15 protein-coding genes are annotated in these 15,697 nt (G+C 60.8%); 6 read left to right on the top strand and 9 right to left on the bottom strand.

All coding sequences use genetic code 11. The annotated features are described in order from the left end of the window. Both hypF and B498_RS19740 read left to right on the top strand, forming a co-directional pair. On the top strand, window positions 1-2,217 hold the full coding sequence (gene hypF, locus B498_RS19735) for a carbamoyltransferase HypF (RefSeq protein WP_008499564.1): 2,217 nt from the start codon (window positions 1-3) through the stop codon (window positions 2,215-2,217). A gap of 1 nt (window position 2,218) precedes the next feature. Next, a complete protein-coding gene (locus B498_RS19740) occupies window positions 2,219-3,241 on the top strand; it encodes a HoxN/HupN/NixA family nickel/cobalt transporter (RefSeq protein ID WP_008499563.1) in 1,023 nt (340 codons plus the stop codon). An 81-nt stretch (window positions 3,242-3,322) separates the two neighbouring features. Here B498_RS19740 and norW read toward each other — a convergent pair whose 3' ends face one another. Beyond that, the gene (norW, locus tag B498_RS19745) at window positions 3,323-4,456 is read right to left on the bottom strand and encodes an NADH:flavorubredoxin reductase NorW (protein WP_008499562.1); all 1,134 of its coding nucleotides are present in this window, start codon (window positions 4,454-4,456) and stop codon (window positions 3,323-3,325) included. Continuing rightward, window positions 4,453-5,895: an anaerobic nitric oxide reductase flavorubredoxin gene (gene norV, locus B498_RS19750; protein ID WP_008499561.1), complete on the bottom strand. Its 1,443-nt coding sequence runs from the start codon at window positions 5,893-5,895 to the stop codon at window positions 4,453-4,455. Before norV ends, norW begins: the two co-directional genes overlap by 4 nt. A gap of 188 nt (window positions 5,896-6,083) precedes the next feature. Here norV and norR point away from each other — a divergent pair, with 188 nt between their 5' ends. Further along, the gene (gene norR / locus B498_RS19755; RefSeq protein WP_008499560.1) at window positions 6,084-7,595 is read left to right on the top strand and encodes a nitric oxide reductase transcriptional regulator NorR; all 1,512 of its coding nucleotides are present in this window, start codon (window positions 6,084-6,086) and stop codon (window positions 7,593-7,595) included. Here the strand turns inward: norR and gutQ are convergent. The 7 genes from gutQ to srlA form a co-directional block, all read right to left on the bottom strand. Further along, window positions 7,592-8,557 carry an arabinose-5-phosphate isomerase GutQ gene (gene gutQ, locus B498_RS19760; RefSeq protein WP_008499559.1) on the bottom strand — a complete coding sequence of 322 codons (966 nt, stop codon included), beginning with the start codon at window positions 8,555-8,557 and terminating at the stop codon, window positions 7,592-7,594. The genes norR and gutQ overlap by 4 nt on opposite strands. Beyond that, window positions 8,550-9,323, bottom strand: a complete 774-nt coding sequence (gene srlR, locus B498_RS19765) for a glucitol operon DNA-binding transcriptional repressor SrlR (protein ID WP_008499558.1) — start codon at window positions 9,321-9,323, stop codon at window positions 8,550-8,552. The genes gutQ and srlR overlap by 8 nt, the downstream gene beginning before the upstream one ends. A 63-nt stretch (window positions 9,324-9,386) precedes the next feature. Next, window positions 9,387-9,746: a transcriptional regulator GutM gene (gene gutM, locus B498_RS19770; RefSeq protein ID WP_008499556.1), complete on the bottom strand. Its 360-nt coding sequence runs from the start codon at window positions 9,744-9,746 to the stop codon at window positions 9,387-9,389. A gap of 91 nt (window positions 9,747-9,837) precedes the next feature. Beyond that, entirely contained in the window at window positions 9,838-10,617 is a 780-nt protein-coding gene (gene srlD, locus B498_RS19775) for a sorbitol-6-phosphate dehydrogenase (protein WP_008499555.1), read from the bottom strand. Window positions 10,618-10,631: 14 nt separating this feature from the next. Beyond that, window positions 10,632-10,994 carry a PTS glucitol/sorbitol transporter subunit IIA gene (gene srlB / locus B498_RS19780; protein WP_008499554.1) on the bottom strand — a complete coding sequence of 121 codons (363 nt, stop codon included), beginning with the start codon at window positions 10,992-10,994 and terminating at the stop codon, window positions 10,632-10,634. A 12-nt stretch (window positions 10,995-11,006) separates the two neighbouring features. Continuing rightward, window positions 11,007-11,966 carry a PTS glucitol/sorbitol transporter subunit IIB gene (locus tag B498_RS19785; RefSeq protein WP_008499553.1) on the bottom strand — a complete coding sequence of 320 codons (960 nt, stop codon included), beginning with the start codon at window positions 11,964-11,966 and terminating at the stop codon, window positions 11,007-11,009. Further along, window positions 11,963-12,526 (bottom strand): PTS glucitol/sorbitol transporter subunit IIC, encoded by a 564-nt coding sequence (srlA, locus tag B498_RS19790; RefSeq protein WP_003862164.1) that lies wholly within the window; start codon window positions 12,524-12,526, stop codon window positions 11,963-11,965. Before srlA ends, B498_RS19785 begins: the two co-directional genes overlap by 4 nt. Window positions 12,527-12,777: 251 nt before the next feature. On the opposite strand from srlA, the gene mltB reads away from it, so the two are divergent. From mltB to B498_RS19805, 3 genes are all read left to right on the top strand, one after another. Beyond that, complete coding sequence (mltB, locus tag B498_RS19795; protein ID WP_008499552.1) at window positions 12,778-13,878, top strand: lytic murein transglycosylase B; 1,101 nt, start codon at window positions 12,778-12,780, stop codon at window positions 13,876-13,878. Between the two features lie 300 nt (window positions 13,879-14,178). Further along, entirely contained in the window at window positions 14,179-14,832 is a 654-nt protein-coding gene (locus B498_RS19800; RefSeq protein WP_008499550.1) for a metal ABC transporter ATP-binding protein, read from the top strand. Next, the gene (locus tag B498_RS19805) at window positions 14,829-15,689 is read left to right on the top strand and encodes a metal ABC transporter permease (protein ID WP_008499549.1); all 861 of its coding nucleotides are present in this window, start codon (window positions 14,829-14,831) and stop codon (window positions 15,687-15,689) included. Before B498_RS19800 ends, B498_RS19805 begins: the two co-directional genes overlap by 4 nt. The last annotated feature ends 8 nt before the right edge of the window (window positions 15,690-15,697 follow it).

The following is a 15,697-nucleotide window of genomic DNA, read 5'->3' as shown; positions in this document are numbered from 1 at the left end:
ATGAGCAGCAACGGCGTTCAGCTGCGGGTGCGCGGCAAGGTGCAGGGCGTGGGGTTTCGTCCCTTCGTCTGGCAGCTGGCGCAGGCGCTTCAGCTGACCGGTGACGTCTGCAATGACGGAGAGGGCGTGCTGGTGCGCCTCGCGGGTAATGGGGGGGCCTTTACCGCGAGGCTGCATCAGGACTGCCCGCCGCTGGCACGCATTGATCGCGTGGAAACGCAGCCGTTTACCTGGGCGCACGTGCCGGAGGACTTTACCATCCGCCACAGCGGGGCCGGGACGATGGACACCCAGATTGTCCCCGATGCCGCGACCTGCCCGGCGTGTCTGGCTGAGATGTGCGACCCACGCGAACGCCGCTATCGCTATCCGTTTATCAACTGCACCCACTGCGGGCCGCGGTTTACCATTATCCGCGCGATGCCCTATGACCGTCCGGCCACGGCAATGGCGCCGTTCCCGCTCTGCGAGCCGTGTGAAGCCGAGTACCGCAATCCTGCCGACCGCCGTTTTCACGCCCAGCCGGTCGCCTGCCCGGACTGCGGACCCGCGCTGGCGTGGCGTGCGGGCGACATGACCGCTGACAGCGAGGCTGCGCTGCGCGCGGCGGTAGCGATGCTGAAAAGCGGCGGTATTGTTGCGGTTAAAGGGCTGGGCAGCTTTCACCTCGTCTGCGATGCGCGTAACCCGCAGGCGGTCGCGACGCTTCGGTCACGCAAGCAGCGCCCGTCGAAGCCGCTGGCGGTAATGATCCCGCATGCGGATGACCTGCCGGAGACGGTTCAGGCACTGCTGCGCTCACCCGCCGCACCCATTGTGCTCACGCCAAAAGCCTGGCTGCCCGCGCTCCCGGAAGGTATCGCGCCCGGTCTGGATTCCGTGGGCATCATGCTTCCTGCGAACCCGCTGCAGCATCTTCTGATGATGGACTGTCAGCGCCCGCTGGTGATGACCTCCGGCAACCTCAGCGGCAGACCGCCTGCCGTCACCAACCGCCAGGCGCTGGATGAGCTCAGCGACATCGCGGACGGCTTCCTGCTGCATAACCGCGATATCCTGCAGCGGATGGACGATTCGGTGATGGATCGGGACGGTGCGATGCTGCGTCGCGCGCGCGGCTTTGTGCCCGATGCCATCACGCTGCCTGCCGGGTTCGACAATATCCCCGCCATGCTGTGCACCGGGGCGGAGATGAAAAACACCTTCTGCCTGGTGCGTGGGAACCAGGCGGTGCTGAGCCAGCATTTTGGCGATCTCGGTGACGAGGGTGTGGAAGCGCAGTGGCGTTCCGCGCTGTCGGTGATGCAGGACATTTACGCCTTTCAGCCGACGCGCGTGGTGTGCGATGCCCATCCGGGATACCGCGCTCGCCAGTGGGCGCAGGCGCAGGCGTTGCCCCTTGAAGAGGTACACCACCATCACGCTCACGCCGCGGCGTGCCTGGCCGAAAACGGCTGGCCGCGCGAGGGCGGAGACGTTATCGCCCTGACGCTGGACGGGATCGGCATGGGGGAAAACGGCGCGCTGTGGGGTGGAGAGTGCCTGCGGGTCAGCTATCTCGAATACGCGCATCTGGGTGGCCTGCCTGCCGTTGCGCTGCCGGGTGGCGATCTGGCGGCGCGGCAGCCGTGGCGCAATCTGCTCGCCCACTGCCTGGCGTTTGTGCCCGACTGGCAGCAACATCCGGAAACCCATGCGGTTCAGCGCCAGAACTGGCCGCTGCTGGCGACGGCGATCCAGCGTGGCCTCAACGCGCCGCGGGCCTCGTCCTGCGGTCGCCTGTTTGATGCAGTCGCCTGCGCGCTGGGTATCGAAACCCAATCCTGGGAAGGTGAGGCCGCCTGCCGGCTGGAAGCCCTGGCATCGCAGTGCGCGGGTGTCGACCATCCGGTGACGCTGGACGCGGATAACCTCGCGCTTTTCTGGCAGCAGTGGCTGAGCTGGCAGGCGGAGCCCTGCGCGCGCGCCTGGGCGTTTCACGACGCGCTGGCAAAAGGGCTGGCGGAGCTCGCCGCGTTTCACGCCCGGCGCCTGTCGCTGTCGACAATCTGCCTCAGCGGTGGGGTATTGCACAACCGTCTGCTGCGCGCGCGTCTGCGTCATTATCTTTCTGATTTTACGCTTCTTTTTCCTTCGCGCCTGCCCGCAGGTGACGGAGCGATCTCCTTCGGGCAGGCGGTGGTCGCCGCAGCCCGGTCATGTTTACAAAGGACTTAAAATGTTACGACTGTTACGCAATGAACCTCGCGCCGCGCTTCTGCTGCTGGCTCTGGTAATGGCAAACCTGCTGGCCTGGGGATGGGCATGGCACACCTTTAGCGGCAGCACGGCGCTGATGGCGGCAAGCCTGCTGGCGTGGTGCTACGGACTGCGTCACGCGGTGGACGCTGACCACATTGCCGCCATTGATACCGTGACGCGTAAGATGATGCAGCAGGGCAAACGCCCCTCTGGCGTGGGGGCGTGGTTCTCGCTGGGCCACTCTACTATCGTGGTGCTGGCCTCCATTGCCATCGCCGCTACCGCCACGGCGTTTCAGAAGAACATGGCGTGGTTCCACGAAACCGGCAGCCTGATTGGTACCGCCGTTTCCGCGACCTTCCTGCTGGCGATGGCGCTGGTGAATATGGTGATCCTGCGCGGCGTCTGGCGCAATTTTCAGGCGCTAAAACGCGGCAGGCCGGTGCAGGACGACATCACGCTACCGGCTCAGGGCGGGGTGATGAACTGGCTGTTCGGCAAGACCTTCCGCCTCGTCAATAAAAGCTGGCAGATGTACCTGGTCGGTTTCCTGTTTGGTCTCGGCTTTGACACGGCCACCGAGATCGGCGTGCTGGGGATCTCTGCCGCCAGCGCGTCCAGCGGAATGTCGGTGTGGTCAATCATGATCTTCCCGGCACTCTTCGCCAGCGGCATGGCGCTGGTGGATACCCTCGACAACCTGCTGATGGTGGGTGCCTATGGCTGGGCGTTTAACAAACCGCAGCGCAAGCTTTACTACAACATGACCATCACCGGCACCTCCGTGGTGGTGGCGCTGTTTATCGGCGGGCTGGAAGCGCTGGGTCTGCTGATGGATAAATTTGCCCTCAGCGGCGGCCTCTGGGATCTGATTGGCGCGGTGAACGACAATCTGGGCAACGCCGGATTTGTCGTCGTGGGTCTGTTTGTCGCCTGCTGGCTGATCGCCATGGCGAATTACCGCTGGCGCGGCTACGACGCGCTGGTGGTACGTTCCTGAACGACCCAGTCCGGTGGCGCTACGCTTTCACGGGTCTGCATGTAGGCCGGGTAAGCGCAGCGCCACCCGGCAATACGAGGGTTAAGCAGGGAGCGATTTCAGCAGGGCGAAGGCCTCCTTCATTCTGTCCTCACTGACGACAAAGGCGCGCATCTGACCGTCGGTATCGGTGCCGCGCGCCACCATGCCCTGCGGCGAAAGGGCAATCTGCCAGTCCAGATCCTGACGCTGCGTTTCGCCTGCGAGATGCAGCGGTAATTCCGGCGTTTTCACTTTGACCAGCATGGCGGGTAATTTCACCGGGGCGTTGCCGCCGAGCAGGTTTTTCGCCAGGCACATGGCGCTTAACTGAATCGGTTGCAGGAACGGCAGCACCTGGCCGTTAATTTCCGCGCAGTCGCCCAGGGCATACATGTCCGGCTGGGTGGTTTGCAGATAGCAGTCTACCTTCACGCCGCGGTTGATTTCGGCGCCTGCGCGGTGCGCCAGCGCCGTTTCCGGGCGCAACCCCGTCGCCGCAATCACCACATCCACCTCCACGCTGCGGCTGCGGTCGAGCGTCGCACGTATGCCGCTGCCGGTTTTGCTCAGGCTCTGCAGCTGCGATTTCAGCAGCAGATGCACGCCCATGTCGGTCAGACGATGCTGTAAGCGACTGCTCACTTCCGCGGGCATCAGCGCTGACAGAATGCTCGCCGCGTGGTCGACCAGGGTGACGGATTTACCCGCACGGCAGAAATCCATCGCCAGCTCGGTGCCGATCAGCCCGCCGCCGACAATCATCACTCGCGTGGCGTCGCGAAGCTCCGTTTCGCTCGCCTGATACGCCTGCTGGCTGTTGAGCGTGACCATCAGCTCGCGGCCCTCAACCGGCGGCACAAACGCGGAGGCACCCGTGGCCAGCACCAGCTTGTCGTACTGCCAGGTTTTATCTTTCGCTTTCACCAGACGGGCGTTGGCGTCGATATCGGTGACCCAGGTGTACGGAAACAGACGCAGGTTAAACTGTTCTGCGAACACCCCCGCCGTCTGGCGGGTGAGATCGTCGGCGCGCTGGTTCTGGCTAATGACGTGGCTTAAATCAGGCTTGTTGTACTCGTCCATGCTGTCGGCGGCGATCAGCGTCAGCGGCACGTTAGCGTCCTGCTTGCGGATATTTTTCACCAGCTGGCGGGCAGCAAAGCCCGAGCCGATAATGACGATACCGTGGCTCATTTTGCCTCCGTTGCCAGTTCATCAAAGACGTCTTTCCCGAGGGAACATTCCGGGCAGAGGAAATTGTCCGGCACCTCGCTCCACGGCGTGCCCGGGGCGACATCCTGCAGCGGCTCGCCCCGTTCCGGGTCGTAAATCCACTGGCACACGCTGCACTGCATGCAAGGACCGAGGTCGGCAGCGGCGGCTTCAGCTACGGCTTCCGGCGCAACCGCCGCGGCGGGGGCGGTTTCCGGCAGCGGTGCGAGCGCCCACTGACGGGCGATGTCGCGGCCGTGCTGGCGGCAGATTTCCAGGGCGTCGATATCCGGCCGCCATTTCGCCTTCAGGCTCATCGACATCTCAAACCCTGCATCCTGTAAACGGGTGGAAAGGCGGTCGACCGCGCCGCCGCTCCAGCCGTGGGAGCCAAAGGCGCTGGCGCGCTTGTTGCGAAAACGCAGGCCGGTCATCTCTTCGACCAGACCTGCAATCTTCGGCATCATCACGTTGTTCATGGTGGAGGTGCCCACCAGCACGCCCTTGGAGCGGAAGACGTTGGTGAGGATTTCGTTTTTATCGCTGCGCGCCACGTTGAAGATTTTCACCGCCACGTTCGGGTCCACTTCGTTGATGCCCTGGGCAATGGCGTCCGCCATCATGCGGGTGTTGTTGGACATGGTGTCGTAGAAGATCGTGATGCGATCTTCCTGATAATCCGCCGCCCACTTCAGGTACAGCTCCACGATCTGGGTGGGGTTTTCACGCCACACCACGCCGTGGGAGGTGGCAATCATCTCCACCGGCAGGTTAAAGCCGAGGATCTCGGTGATTTTAGGCGTCACCAGACGGCTGAACGGAGTCAGGATATTGGCGTAGTAGCGCTGGCACTGCTCGAACAGCTCGGTCTGATCCACTTCGTCATTGAACAGGCGTTCGTCGCAGTAGTGCTGGCCGAAGGCGTCGTTGCTGAACAGCACCGCGTCGCCGGTCATGTAGGTCATCATGCTGTCCGGCCAGTGCAGCATCGGCGTTTCCACGAAGATCAGCTGCTTGCCGTTGCCGATATCCAGCGCATCGCCGGTTTTCACGGTGTGGAAGTTCCACTCCGGATGGTGGTGGTGGCCGTTGATCGAGTCGATGGCGTTGGTGGTGCAGTAGATCGGGGTGTCCGGAATATACGACATCAGCTCGGTCAGGGCCCCGGCGTGATCCTCCTCCGCGTGGTTGATGATGATGTAGTCGATGGCGTTCAGATCGATTTCGCCGCGCAGGTTCTGCACGAACTCGCGGCTGAACTTGTGATCGACGGTATCGATCAGCACATTTTTACCTTCACGAATGAGATAGCTGTTGTAGCTGCTGCCGCGCAGCGTTTTGTATTCCGTCCCGTGGAAATCGCGCACTTCCCAGTCACGTTGACCCACCCAATGAATGTTATTTTTAACCAGAATAGACATAGCAAACCTCAGCGTAATATCGCGTTTTTCAAATAGGATGGTTTGCTTATATCAAGTCGCGTGCCAACTTTTAATACATTGATTTTTATAGGTTAATATTTTTATGATCCGAAATGGGTAGTCATTATGACTATTAAAAACAGTGTCACTATGACAACATGCATTGTCAAAATGACAGCGAGGCAGAGATGAGCTTTTCCGTAGACGTGCTGGCGAAAATCGCCATTGAACTGCAAACCGGTATTGGTCATCAGGACCGCTTCCAGCGGCTGATCTCCACGCTGCGCCACGTGCTGGCGTGCGACGCCTCGGCGCTGCTGCGCTACGAAGGACGGCAGTTTATTCCCCTGGCCATCGACGGCCTGGCGAAGGACGTGCTCGGGCGGCGCTTTACCCTTGAAGGCCATCCGCGTCTGGAGACCATTGCCCGCGCGGGTGACGTGGTGCGCTTCCCGGCGGACAGCGATCTGCCCGACCCATATGACGGGCTGATTCCAGGCCAGGAGAGCCTGAAGGTGCACGCCTGTATTGGCCTGCCGCTGTTTGCCGGGCAGAATCTGATTGGGGCGCTGACCCTCGACGGCCTTTCGCCGGACCAGTTCGATACCTTCAGCGATGAGGAGCTTCGCCTGATTGCCGCCCTGGCCGCCGGGGCGCTGAACAATGCGCTGCTGATTGAACAGCTGGAGAGTCAGAATATTTCTCCCGGCAGCCCGGCGGCGTTTGAGCAGGTGACGCACACGGAGATGATTGGCCTCTCGCCGGGCATGGCGCAGCTCAAAAAAGAGATTGAGATTGTTGCCGCGTCCGATTTGAACGTGCTGATCTTCGGGGAGACCGGCACCGGCAAGGAGCTGGTAGCGAAGTCTATTCACGAAGCGTCGCCGCGCGCGGTCAATCCGCTGGTGTACCTCAACTGCGCCGCGCTGCCGGAAAGCGTGGCGGAAAGCGAATTGTTTGGTCACGTCAAAGGGGCGTTTACCGGCGCCATCAGCAACCGCAGCGGCAAGTTCGAAATGGCCGATAACGGCACGCTGTTTCTGGATGAAATAGGCGAGCTCTCTCTGTCGCTCCAGGCCAAACTTCTGCGCGTATTGCAGTACGGCGATATCCAGCGCGTGGGGGATGACCGCAGCTTGAGAGTGGATGTGCGCGTGCTGGCGGCGACCAACCGCGACATGCGTGAAGCGGTGCTTGCCGGAAACTTCCGCGCTGACCTGTTCCACCGCCTGAGCGTGTTTCCGCTTACCGTGCCGCCGCTGCGCGAGCGCGGGGACGACGTGGTGCTGCTGGCGGGCTATTTCTGCGAACAGTGCCGTCTCAGGATGGGGCTTTCCCGCGTGGTGTTAAGCCCTGGGGCGAGGGCGCATCTGCTGAGCTACGGCTGGCCGGGCAACGTGCGCGAGCTGGAACACGCGATTCACCGCGCGGTGGTGCTGGCGCGAGCGACGCGTTCGGGTGATGAAGTGGTTATACATGCCCGGCATTTTGCGCAGCATGATGAAATTGCGTCTATTGCGCAGGCTGTACCAGAGAGAGCGCATGAAAATCTGCGTGACGCGACAGAGGCGTTTCAGCGTCAGATGATTACCCGCGCGCTGGAGCAGAATAACCGCAACTGGGCGGCGTGCGCCCGGGCGCTGGAGATGGACGTCGCCAACCTGCACCGGCTGGCGAAGCGTCTCGGGCTGAAGGGTTAGATAATCCCGGCCTGATAGAAATCCTGCAGGTTGATGGCACCGCACAGCCTGCCGGTGTCATCCACCACCGGTGCGGCGGTGATTTTGCGCTTCATCAGCACCTCTTTGGCTTCAATGGCGCGGCTCTCGGCGTTCAGCGTCAGCCCGCCCTGGGTCATGGCGTCCGACACTTTGGTTTCCAGCTTGCCACCGCCCACCAGCCAGCGGCGCAGGTCGCCGTCAGTGAATACGCCTTTGACGTACCCGTCGTCATCGCACACCGCAACCAGCCCCAGACCGGTGCGGCTGAGCTCCAGCATCGCGTCCATGACGCTGGTATCGAGTTTGACCTGCGGAATAGCATCGTCGGTGCGCATCAGGTGGTGGACCTTGTTGAGCAGGCGTGCCCCGAGCGCCCCCGCCGGATGCGAGCGGGCGAAATCTTCTTCGTTAAACCCACGCGCCTGCATCACCGCCATCGCCAGCGCGTCGCCCATCATCAGGGTATTCACGGTGCTGGAGGTGGGGGCGAGGTGCATCGGACAGGCTTCACGCTCAACGGAAATATCCAGCGTTGCCTTGGCGGCCAGCGCCAGGGGCGAGCGGGATTTCCCGGTCATCGCCAGCAGGGCGACCGATTTTTCCTGCAGACGTGGAATAATGAGATCCAGCTCTTTCGCCGAACCGGAGTAGGAGATAAACAGCATCACGTCGCGGCTCTCAATCATTCCCAGATCGCCGTGCAGCGCTTCGGCAGGGTGCACGAAGAAGGCCGGGGTGCCGGTGCTGGCCAGCGTCGCGGCAATCTTTTTGCCGATATGGCCGGATTTACCGATGCCCGCCACGATCACTTTGCCTTCGCAGTGGATAATGGTGTTGGCCGCGCGGACAAAATCCTCGCCCAGACGTTCCGGCAGGCGGCTGGCTTCCTGCAGCTCCAGCATCAGCGTCTGGCGGCCCGTTTCTAACAGAAAATCACTCATCTCTCTCTCCGGTTACGATCACGTCGATGCCTTTCTCTTCCAGCGCTTTTTTGAACGCCGGATCGATACCCGCGTCGGTAATCAGCTTATCAACGCTTTCAAGGCTACAGACAATGTTGGGGCTTTTGCGGCCAAACTTCGACGAGTCTGCCATCAAAATCACTTCCCGCGCGGCGTTGCACATGGCTTTACTGACGCTGAACACCTCGTTAAACGTCGTGACGCCCGCGTTCAGGTCGATGCCGTCGGTACCCATAAACAGTTTATCGAAGCTGAAGTGGTCGAAGGCGTTCTCCGCCAGCTGCCCGTGGAACGACGCGGATTTTTTACGGAAGGTGCCGCCGGGCATCAGGATGGTCTGCTCGCAGTCGTTCTCCGACAGGGCGTTGACGATGTGCAGGCTGTTGGTCATCACCGTGATGTTGTTAAAGCGGCTGAGCAGGGGGATCATCTGCAGGACGGTACTGCCTGCATCCAGAATGATCGAGTCGCCATCGTGGATAAATTTTACGGCGGCTTCGGCAATCAGCGCTTTCTGGTGGGTATTGATCAGCGTTTTGTGGTCGATAGGCGGGTCCGCTTCGTCTTTATTGAGCACCACGCCGCCGTAGGTTCGAATGACGGCGCCAGAGTTTTCGAGCAATACGAGGTCCTTGCGTATCGTCGTGCCGGTGGTGTCAAAGTAGTGGGCCAGATCCTCCACCGAGCATTTTCCCTGTTTTTGCAGATGCTCAAGAATGGCCGCCTGCCGCTGACGAGGTTTCATAGGCGCTTCGTTCCTTAGGTTGCGAAATGATAATTTCGCAAGTCTATATCTTTCACAACGAAATTATCCATGTTTCAGATTAAGCGCTAATGATAGTGCATTCTGACAAAGTGGATCATGGGGAAAGATCACATCGGGCTGCAATTCCTGCAGCGAAATGCCGTTGATTGCCTGGATTTTCACCGGACGGGCAAAGACGGTCATGCCGCGCATGATGAGGGAATCGCAGACCTTGTTGTTTTCATCCAGCGCAACAGCCACGACGACCCGCGGCTTGAAACGTCCACCGGAACGCCCGACGCCCACGCGGCCTTTCTGGCACAGGGCGTCAAACGCGCGGTTAAACCGATGGATTTGCCAGCCGCCAAACGCCATCTGGCAGAGCCAGGCGAGGGCGGCGACGGTAATGAGTGCGGTGACCATATCGGCTCCTTAATTGCCGGGTGGCGGCTGCGCCTTACCCGGCCTACGGGGATGGTAGCCCCGGTAAGCGCAGCGCCACCGGGGAATGAACTCAGAACATCACCTGCCCACCGGTGACGTTAATCGACTGTCCGGTGCAGTACGAGGCTTTCGGGCTGGCGTAAAACAGCAGCATGTTCAGCACGTCCTGATAGTCGCACCCGCGCTTGAGCGGCACTTTATCGATGTAGTACTGCTCCACTTCTTCCGCTTTAATACCGAGCTTGGTGGCGTACTGCGGCAGCAGGGACTGGAACATCGGCGATTTCAGCAGATTGCCCAGCATCAGCGAGTGGACGGTAATGCCGTATTCGGCCAGATCCAGCGCCAGAGACTGCGTCAGCCCCACGCCGCCAAACTTCGCCGCGCTGTAGCCGGAGTTGTGCTTGCTGCCCACTTTCCCCGATTTTGAGTTGATCTGAATGATGCGCCCCTGAATGCCGTCGCGGATCATCAGACGGGAAAACTCGCGGGCGCAGAGGAAATAGCCCACCAGATTGACCTGCAGCGAGCGGTCAAAATCCCCCAGCTCGAAGTCGCTGATAAAGGCCGCTTTCGCAATGCCGGCGCTGTAAACCAGCAGGTCGGTACGCCCAAAAATGTCGTCCACGCCGCGCGCGAGCGCCATCACGCTCTGCTCGCTGGTGGCGTCGGCGCCAAACCCGTACGCCATTCCTTCACCAAACTCGGTGTTGATGGTGTCCGCCACGCGGGCGGCCTTTTCACTCTGAATATCCACTACCGCCACGCGGTAACCCTCAGCGGCAAGCCCACGGCAGAGGAACTCGCCTAAGGTTTGTCCCCCACCAATGACAACGGCAACCTGACTCATGTCTATCTCCTTAATTACGCAACAAATTTTAACGTGCAGCCTGGGGTGACAGCCTGCGGAACCGGGCCCGCTACGTGAACCGTGCCGGGATATTCCGCCTGCGGCTGGCCGTCGAAACGCAGGGTGATGTGGCCCAGCTCGCGCAGGTTTTGTTCAGCGACGTCGCCGACGGCGGTCACGGCATAGCGCGCCTCGCCCAGCTCCAGCTGGCTCCCGGCCTTCAGCTCACCGTTCAGCTCGCCGTGGCAGTGGATAAAGCAAAACTCTTCGATATCCGCAGGCGCCCCTTCGCGAAAGGTGATCAGCATCTGGTCGCTCAGCGCATCCGCCGCGCTCTGGCCGATGCGGGTAATGGTGGTCTGGTAAATCACGGTCATGGCAGGAACCTCTTATTGATAAATAAAGCCGGAGACAAACCAGGCAATCAGCACCGTCGGCGCACCCGTCAGGAAGCGGCTGACCAGCACGGACGGCACGCCCACGCGCACGGTGTCCTGGCGTGCTTCCGCCAGCGACAGCCCCACGGGGATGAAGTCGCACGCTGCCTGGGCGTTAATGGCAAACAGGGCGGGCAGGGCGAGGTGCGGAGGAATATTCCCCAGACCAATCTGCACGCCAATCAGCACGCCGATGACCTGAGCAATCACCGCGCCCGGGCCGAGGAACGGCGACAGCAGCGGGAAGGAGCAGATCAGCGCCAGCGTCACCAGCCCAAGCGGGTGGCTGGCGAGCGGGGCGAGGCCGTGGGCAATCCAGTCGCCCAGGCCGGAGGCCATGATGATGCCGATCAGCGCCGAGACGAACGCCATAAACGGCAGAATGGTCTTCAGCACCGTGTCGATGGTGTCGCGCCCGGACTGGAACAGCACCGCCACGGCGGACCCCATCCCCATCCCGACCTTCGCCAGCAGGCCGTCGCTCTGCTCGGTGATTTTCTTACTGGTGTCGTACTCGCGCGGGGCCGCTTTTTGCGGTGCAGACGTCCCCTTTACCAGGGTGATGTTGTCTTCCTTCACGCCTGAGACATAAATGTCTTCGAGGATGTACTGCGCCAGCGGGCCGGATTTCCCGGTGGAGTGAATATTTACCGTCGGAATGCGGCGCTTCGGATAGATGCCGCAGCGCAGCGTGCCGCCGCAGTCGATCACCGCCACGCCAATTTCCGCTTCCGGCGGTTCGCCTTCCTTGAAGCCGTCGACCGCTTCCCAGCCGGTCAGATCGCGCAACGTGTCGACGATCGCCGGGCGCGTGCCCGCGGTGATGTACACAATCTTTTTGCCTTCGGTGGCGTCGAACTCCAGCGGGCCGCCCCAGCCGCCCGTGCCTTTCTCAATGCGGATCCGGTTCATGCTGTTGCTCCTGAAAGATGGACTTTCTGTTCAAGCTGGATGCCCATTTTTTTCTCGAAAATAGCGGTGGTGAGGTCGGTCACCCAGCCGCGGAAGAAGTTGGTCACCAGACCGACCAGCAGGTAGCTCACCGCCAGCGGGCCGAGCGGCAGGCCAAGCGTGGTCAGGCCGCTGGCGATCCCGAGATAGACAAACAGTTCGCCGGGGTTGATGTGCGGGAACAGGCCGTTCATGGAATGGCAGCTGTAGGAGGCGGCGGCGTAATAGCTCGGCTTGTACTTCTCTGGCATAAAGCGGCCGAGGCTTAAGGTCATCGGGTTGCAGAACACGAAGGTGCCGATAAAGGGCAGTATCAGGTAGCGGGACAGCGGGTTTCCGGCGCAGCGCTGGGCGAAGCGCTCAATGCGCTGCTGGCCGATAAAGTTAATCAGCGCGTTCATGATCACCAGCAGGCTGATCAGCAGGGGCAGGATCCCGGTCACCATGCCGGTGAACACTTCTCCGCCTTTCTGAAACAGCCCGATGAACCACTCGGCGCCGTGGGTGATGGTTTCTATCATTCTTCTCTCCTGTAGGGCGTTTGTTTTTGTCTATCTGTGGCTAATAATAATCACTTTGAAAGGTTTTAAAGTGTTAGTTAGATCTCACAATGAAAGAAAAATGGATTATTTTGAAAGATAATTGACGTGGTGAATGATTTTCGGGGGAAAAAAGCACGGATTTGCGTTGGGGAGGTGCGTACCGCTTCCTTGAGGTGTTGCGGATGCTTTACCATACTGGGTTCTTATCGAACCCGTTAAATGGATGTCTCATGTTCAAGCGTCGTTATGCAGCGCTGTTGCCTGCGCTTATTCTGCTGTCTGCCTGTAGTAGCAAACCTAAGACCGAAGCCGTTCAGCAAACGGCGGGTGCGCCTTCCGGAGGATTCCTGCTGGAGCCGCAGCACAATATGATGCAGATGGGCGGCGACTTCGCGAATAACCCGGCGGCCGAGCAGTTCATCGATAAAATGGTGAGCAAGCACGGCTTTGACAGACAGCAGCTGCACGAAATTTTGTCTCAGGCCAAGCGTCTGGACTACGTGCTGCGCCTGATGGACAGACAGGCGCCGACGGCCCAGGTGCCGAGCGGGCCAAACGGGGCGTGGCTGCGCTATCGCAAACAGTTCATTACCCCGGACAACGTGCAAAACGGCGTGGCGTTCTGGAATCAGTATGAAGATGCGCTTAACCGCGCGTGGCAGGTGTACGGCGTGCCGCCTGAAATTATCGTCGGAATTATCGGCGTGGAAACCCGCTGGGGCCGCGTGATGGGCAAAACCCGCATTCTGGATGCGCTGGCGACGCTCTCCTTTAATTATCCGCGCCGCGCGGAGTATTTCTCTTCCGAGCTGGAAACCTTCCTGCTGATGGCGCGTAACGAGCAGGACGATCCGCTCGATCTGAAAGGGTCGTTTGCCGGCGCGATGGGCTACGGCCAGTTTATGCCGTCCTCCTATAAGCAGTATGCCGTCGACTTTAACGGCGATGGCCATATCAACCTGTGGGATCCGGTGGATGCCATCGGCAGCGTGGCGAACTACTTCAAAGCGCACGGCTGGGTGCCGGGTGGCCAGGTGGCGGTGCAGGCGAACGGTCAGGCGCCGGGGCTGGAAAACGGCTTCAAAACCAACTACAGCATTTCGCAGCTGTCCGCGGCAGGCCTAACGCCAACGCAGCCGCTGGGCAATGCACAGCAGGCGAGTCTGCTGCGTCTCGATGTCGGAACGGGCTATCAGTACTGGTACGGGCTGCCGAACTTCTACACCATCACCCGCTATAACCACAGCACCCACTATGCGATGGCCGTGTGGCAGCTGGGGCTGGCGGTATCGCAGGCCCGCGTGCCGGCGGCGTCACCGTTTAGTCAGTAAGTTACCCCGACGGGTAGGCCGGGTAAGGCAACGCCGCCACCCGGCATGGCTGCGCGCACGGTGCGGCCTGATGCCCTCTCCCACGGGAGAGGGCGTTTTGCAGAAACATTTCGCCACACTCCCTTTTCAAACCTGCCATTTACATCCTAATCACCTTTCATTATTGTTATGTTATAACATTTAAATTGGTGCCGAGATGTCAACGTCCCTTTTCTCTCTTTCTGCGCCGGTTCGGCTTTTGCTGGCGCTGGTGCTTATCGTCTTTCTCGGCCTGGCCGTGCGCTGGGCGGTGGCATTGCCATGATCGTGATGAATGAACTGGTTGCGGGTTACGACCACCGGCCCGTCACGCGCGCGCTTTCGGGCGTCATTGAACGCGGCAGCATGACCGCCATTGTTGGGGCCAACGGCTGCGGTAAATCCACGCTGCTGAAAACGCTCGCCGGTTTTATCCCACCCGTAAGCGGCGGTTTTCGCTGGCAGGGGAAGCGCCCGGTGATTGGCTGGCTGGCACAGCGTCACGCGCTGGAGGCGCAGTTTCCGCTGACCGTGCGCGATGTCGTCAGCATGGGCTGCTGGCCGGGCATTTCGCTGCTTTCCGGGTTTCGTCGCGAAACGCGGTTGCGTATTGCCAGCGCGCTTGAGCGGGTCGGGCTGGAATCCATGGCATCATCCACCATTGATGAGCTCTCCGGCGGCCAGTTCCAGCGCATGCTGTTTGCCCGCGTCCTGGTACAGCAGGCGCCGCTGGTGATGCTGGACGAGCCCTTTACCGGCATCGATGAAGCCACCTGTAACGTGCTGATGGATGTGATGCTGGAGATGTATATGCAGGGGCAAACGCTGCTCGCGGTACTGCACGACAGCGAGCGCGTGTCGCGCCACTTCCCGCAGACGTTGCGGCTGGATGCTGATGTGCCTCAGTGGAAAACCGAGCGGGTGAGGGTGGCATGATCTGGCACACATTCTTCCAGCCGTTCATCGAGTACGGCTTTATGCGCCGCGCGCTGGTGGTTTGCCTGGCGCTTTCTATCAGCACCACCGCGCTCGGCGTATTCCTCCAGCTGCGCCGGATGAGCCTGATGGGCGATGCCCTTTCTCACGCTATTTTGCCGGGCGTCGCCGTGGGATACCTGCTCAGCGGCCTGTCGCTGCTGGCAATGAGTATCGGCGGTTTTGTCGCGGGCATTACCGTGGCGCTGCTGGCCGGTCTGGTCAGCCGACGCACGCCGCTTAAGGAAGATGCCAGCTTTGCCGGATTTTATCTTGGCTCACTGGCGCTGGGGGTCACGCTGGTATCGCTTCGTGGGTCGAATGTCGATCTGCTGCATCTGCTGTTTGGCTCCATCCTCGCCGTGGACAACGACGCCGCGCTGTTTGTCACAGGCGTGTGCATGTTCACTCTCATCGTACTGGCGATGTTTTATCGCGGCCTGGTTACCGAAGCGTTTGACACCGCCTGGCTACAGGTGAACGCCCGCTGGCTGCCCGGCCTGCTGCACGGACTGTTTCTGGCGCTGCTGGTTCTTAACCTGGTGGCCGGTTTTCAGGTGCTCGGCACGCTGATGGCCGTCGGTCTGATGATGCTGCCAGCCGTGGCGGCACGCTGCTGGGTACGCACGCTACCGGCGTTACTCCTGATGGCGGGCATCAGCGGTATTGTCTGCGCATGGCTGGGGTTGAGCCTCTCCTGGGCGATGAGTCTCCCGGCCGGGCCATCCATTGTGCTCACCGCCAGCGCGCAGTTCTTTATTTCCATTTTATTGGGTACGCGAAGCAGGCTCGCTGGCAGTCTGCGGGCGTATTTTTAACGCAAGGG

The sequence above is a fragment of the Enterobacter sp. SST3 genome (assembly GCF_000286655.1).
Classification (GTDB): domain Bacteria; phylum Pseudomonadota; class Gammaproteobacteria; order Enterobacterales; family Enterobacteriaceae; genus Enterobacter; species Enterobacter roggenkampii.
The sequence above is the reverse complement of the archived record's forward strand: the minus strand, read 5'-3'. Positions and strand labels throughout refer to the sequence as shown.

Excerpts from the sequence above, each read along its gene's own strand:
- B498_RS19740 (WP_008499563.1), top strand. The coding sequence starts at position 2,219 with ATGTTACGACTGTTACGCAATGAACCTCGCGCCGCGCTTCTGCTGCTG.
- norV (WP_008499561.1), bottom strand. The coding sequence starts at position 5,895 with ATGTCTATTCTGGTTAAAAATAACATTCATTGGGTGGGTCAACGTGAC.
- hypF (WP_008499564.1), top strand. The coding sequence starts at position 1 with ATGAGCAGCAACGGCGTTCAGCTGCGGGTGCGCGGCAAGGTGCAGGGC.
- srlR (WP_008499558.1), bottom strand. The coding sequence starts at position 9,323 with ATGAAACCTCGTCAGCGGCAGGCGGCCATTCTTGAGCATCTGCAAAAA.
- mltB (WP_008499552.1), top strand. The coding sequence starts at position 12,778 with ATGTTCAAGCGTCGTTATGCAGCGCTGTTGCCTGCGCTTATTCTGCTG.
- B498_RS19805 (WP_008499549.1), top strand. The coding sequence starts at position 14,829 with ATGATCTGGCACACATTCTTCCAGCCGTTCATCGAGTACGGCTTTATG.
- B498_RS19785 (WP_008499553.1), bottom strand. The coding sequence starts at position 11,966 with ATGAACCGGATCCGCATTGAGAAAGGCACGGGCGGCTGGGGCGGCCCG.
- srlD (WP_008499555.1), bottom strand. The coding sequence starts at position 10,617 with ATGAGTCAGGTTGCCGTTGTCATTGGTGGGGGACAAACCTTAGGCGAG.
- gutQ (WP_008499559.1), bottom strand. The coding sequence starts at position 8,557 with ATGAGTGATTTTCTGTTAGAAACGGGCCGCCAGACGCTGATGCTGGAG.
- norR (WP_008499560.1), top strand. The coding sequence starts at position 6,084 with ATGAGCTTTTCCGTAGACGTGCTGGCGAAAATCGCCATTGAACTGCAA.
- srlA (WP_003862164.1), bottom strand. The coding sequence starts at position 12,526 with ATGATAGAAACCATCACCCACGGCGCCGAGTGGTTCATCGGGCTGTTT.
- norW (WP_008499562.1), bottom strand. The coding sequence starts at position 4,456 with ATGAGCCACGGTATCGTCATTATCGGCTCGGGCTTTGCTGCCCGCCAG.
- srlB (WP_008499554.1), bottom strand. The coding sequence starts at position 10,994 with ATGACCGTGATTTACCAGACCACCATTACCCGCATCGGCCAGAGCGCG.
- B498_RS19800 (WP_008499550.1), top strand. The coding sequence starts at position 14,179 with ATGATCGTGATGAATGAACTGGTTGCGGGTTACGACCACCGGCCCGTC.
- gutM (WP_008499556.1), bottom strand. The coding sequence starts at position 9,746 with ATGGTCACCGCACTCATTACCGTCGCCGCCCTCGCCTGGCTCTGCCAG.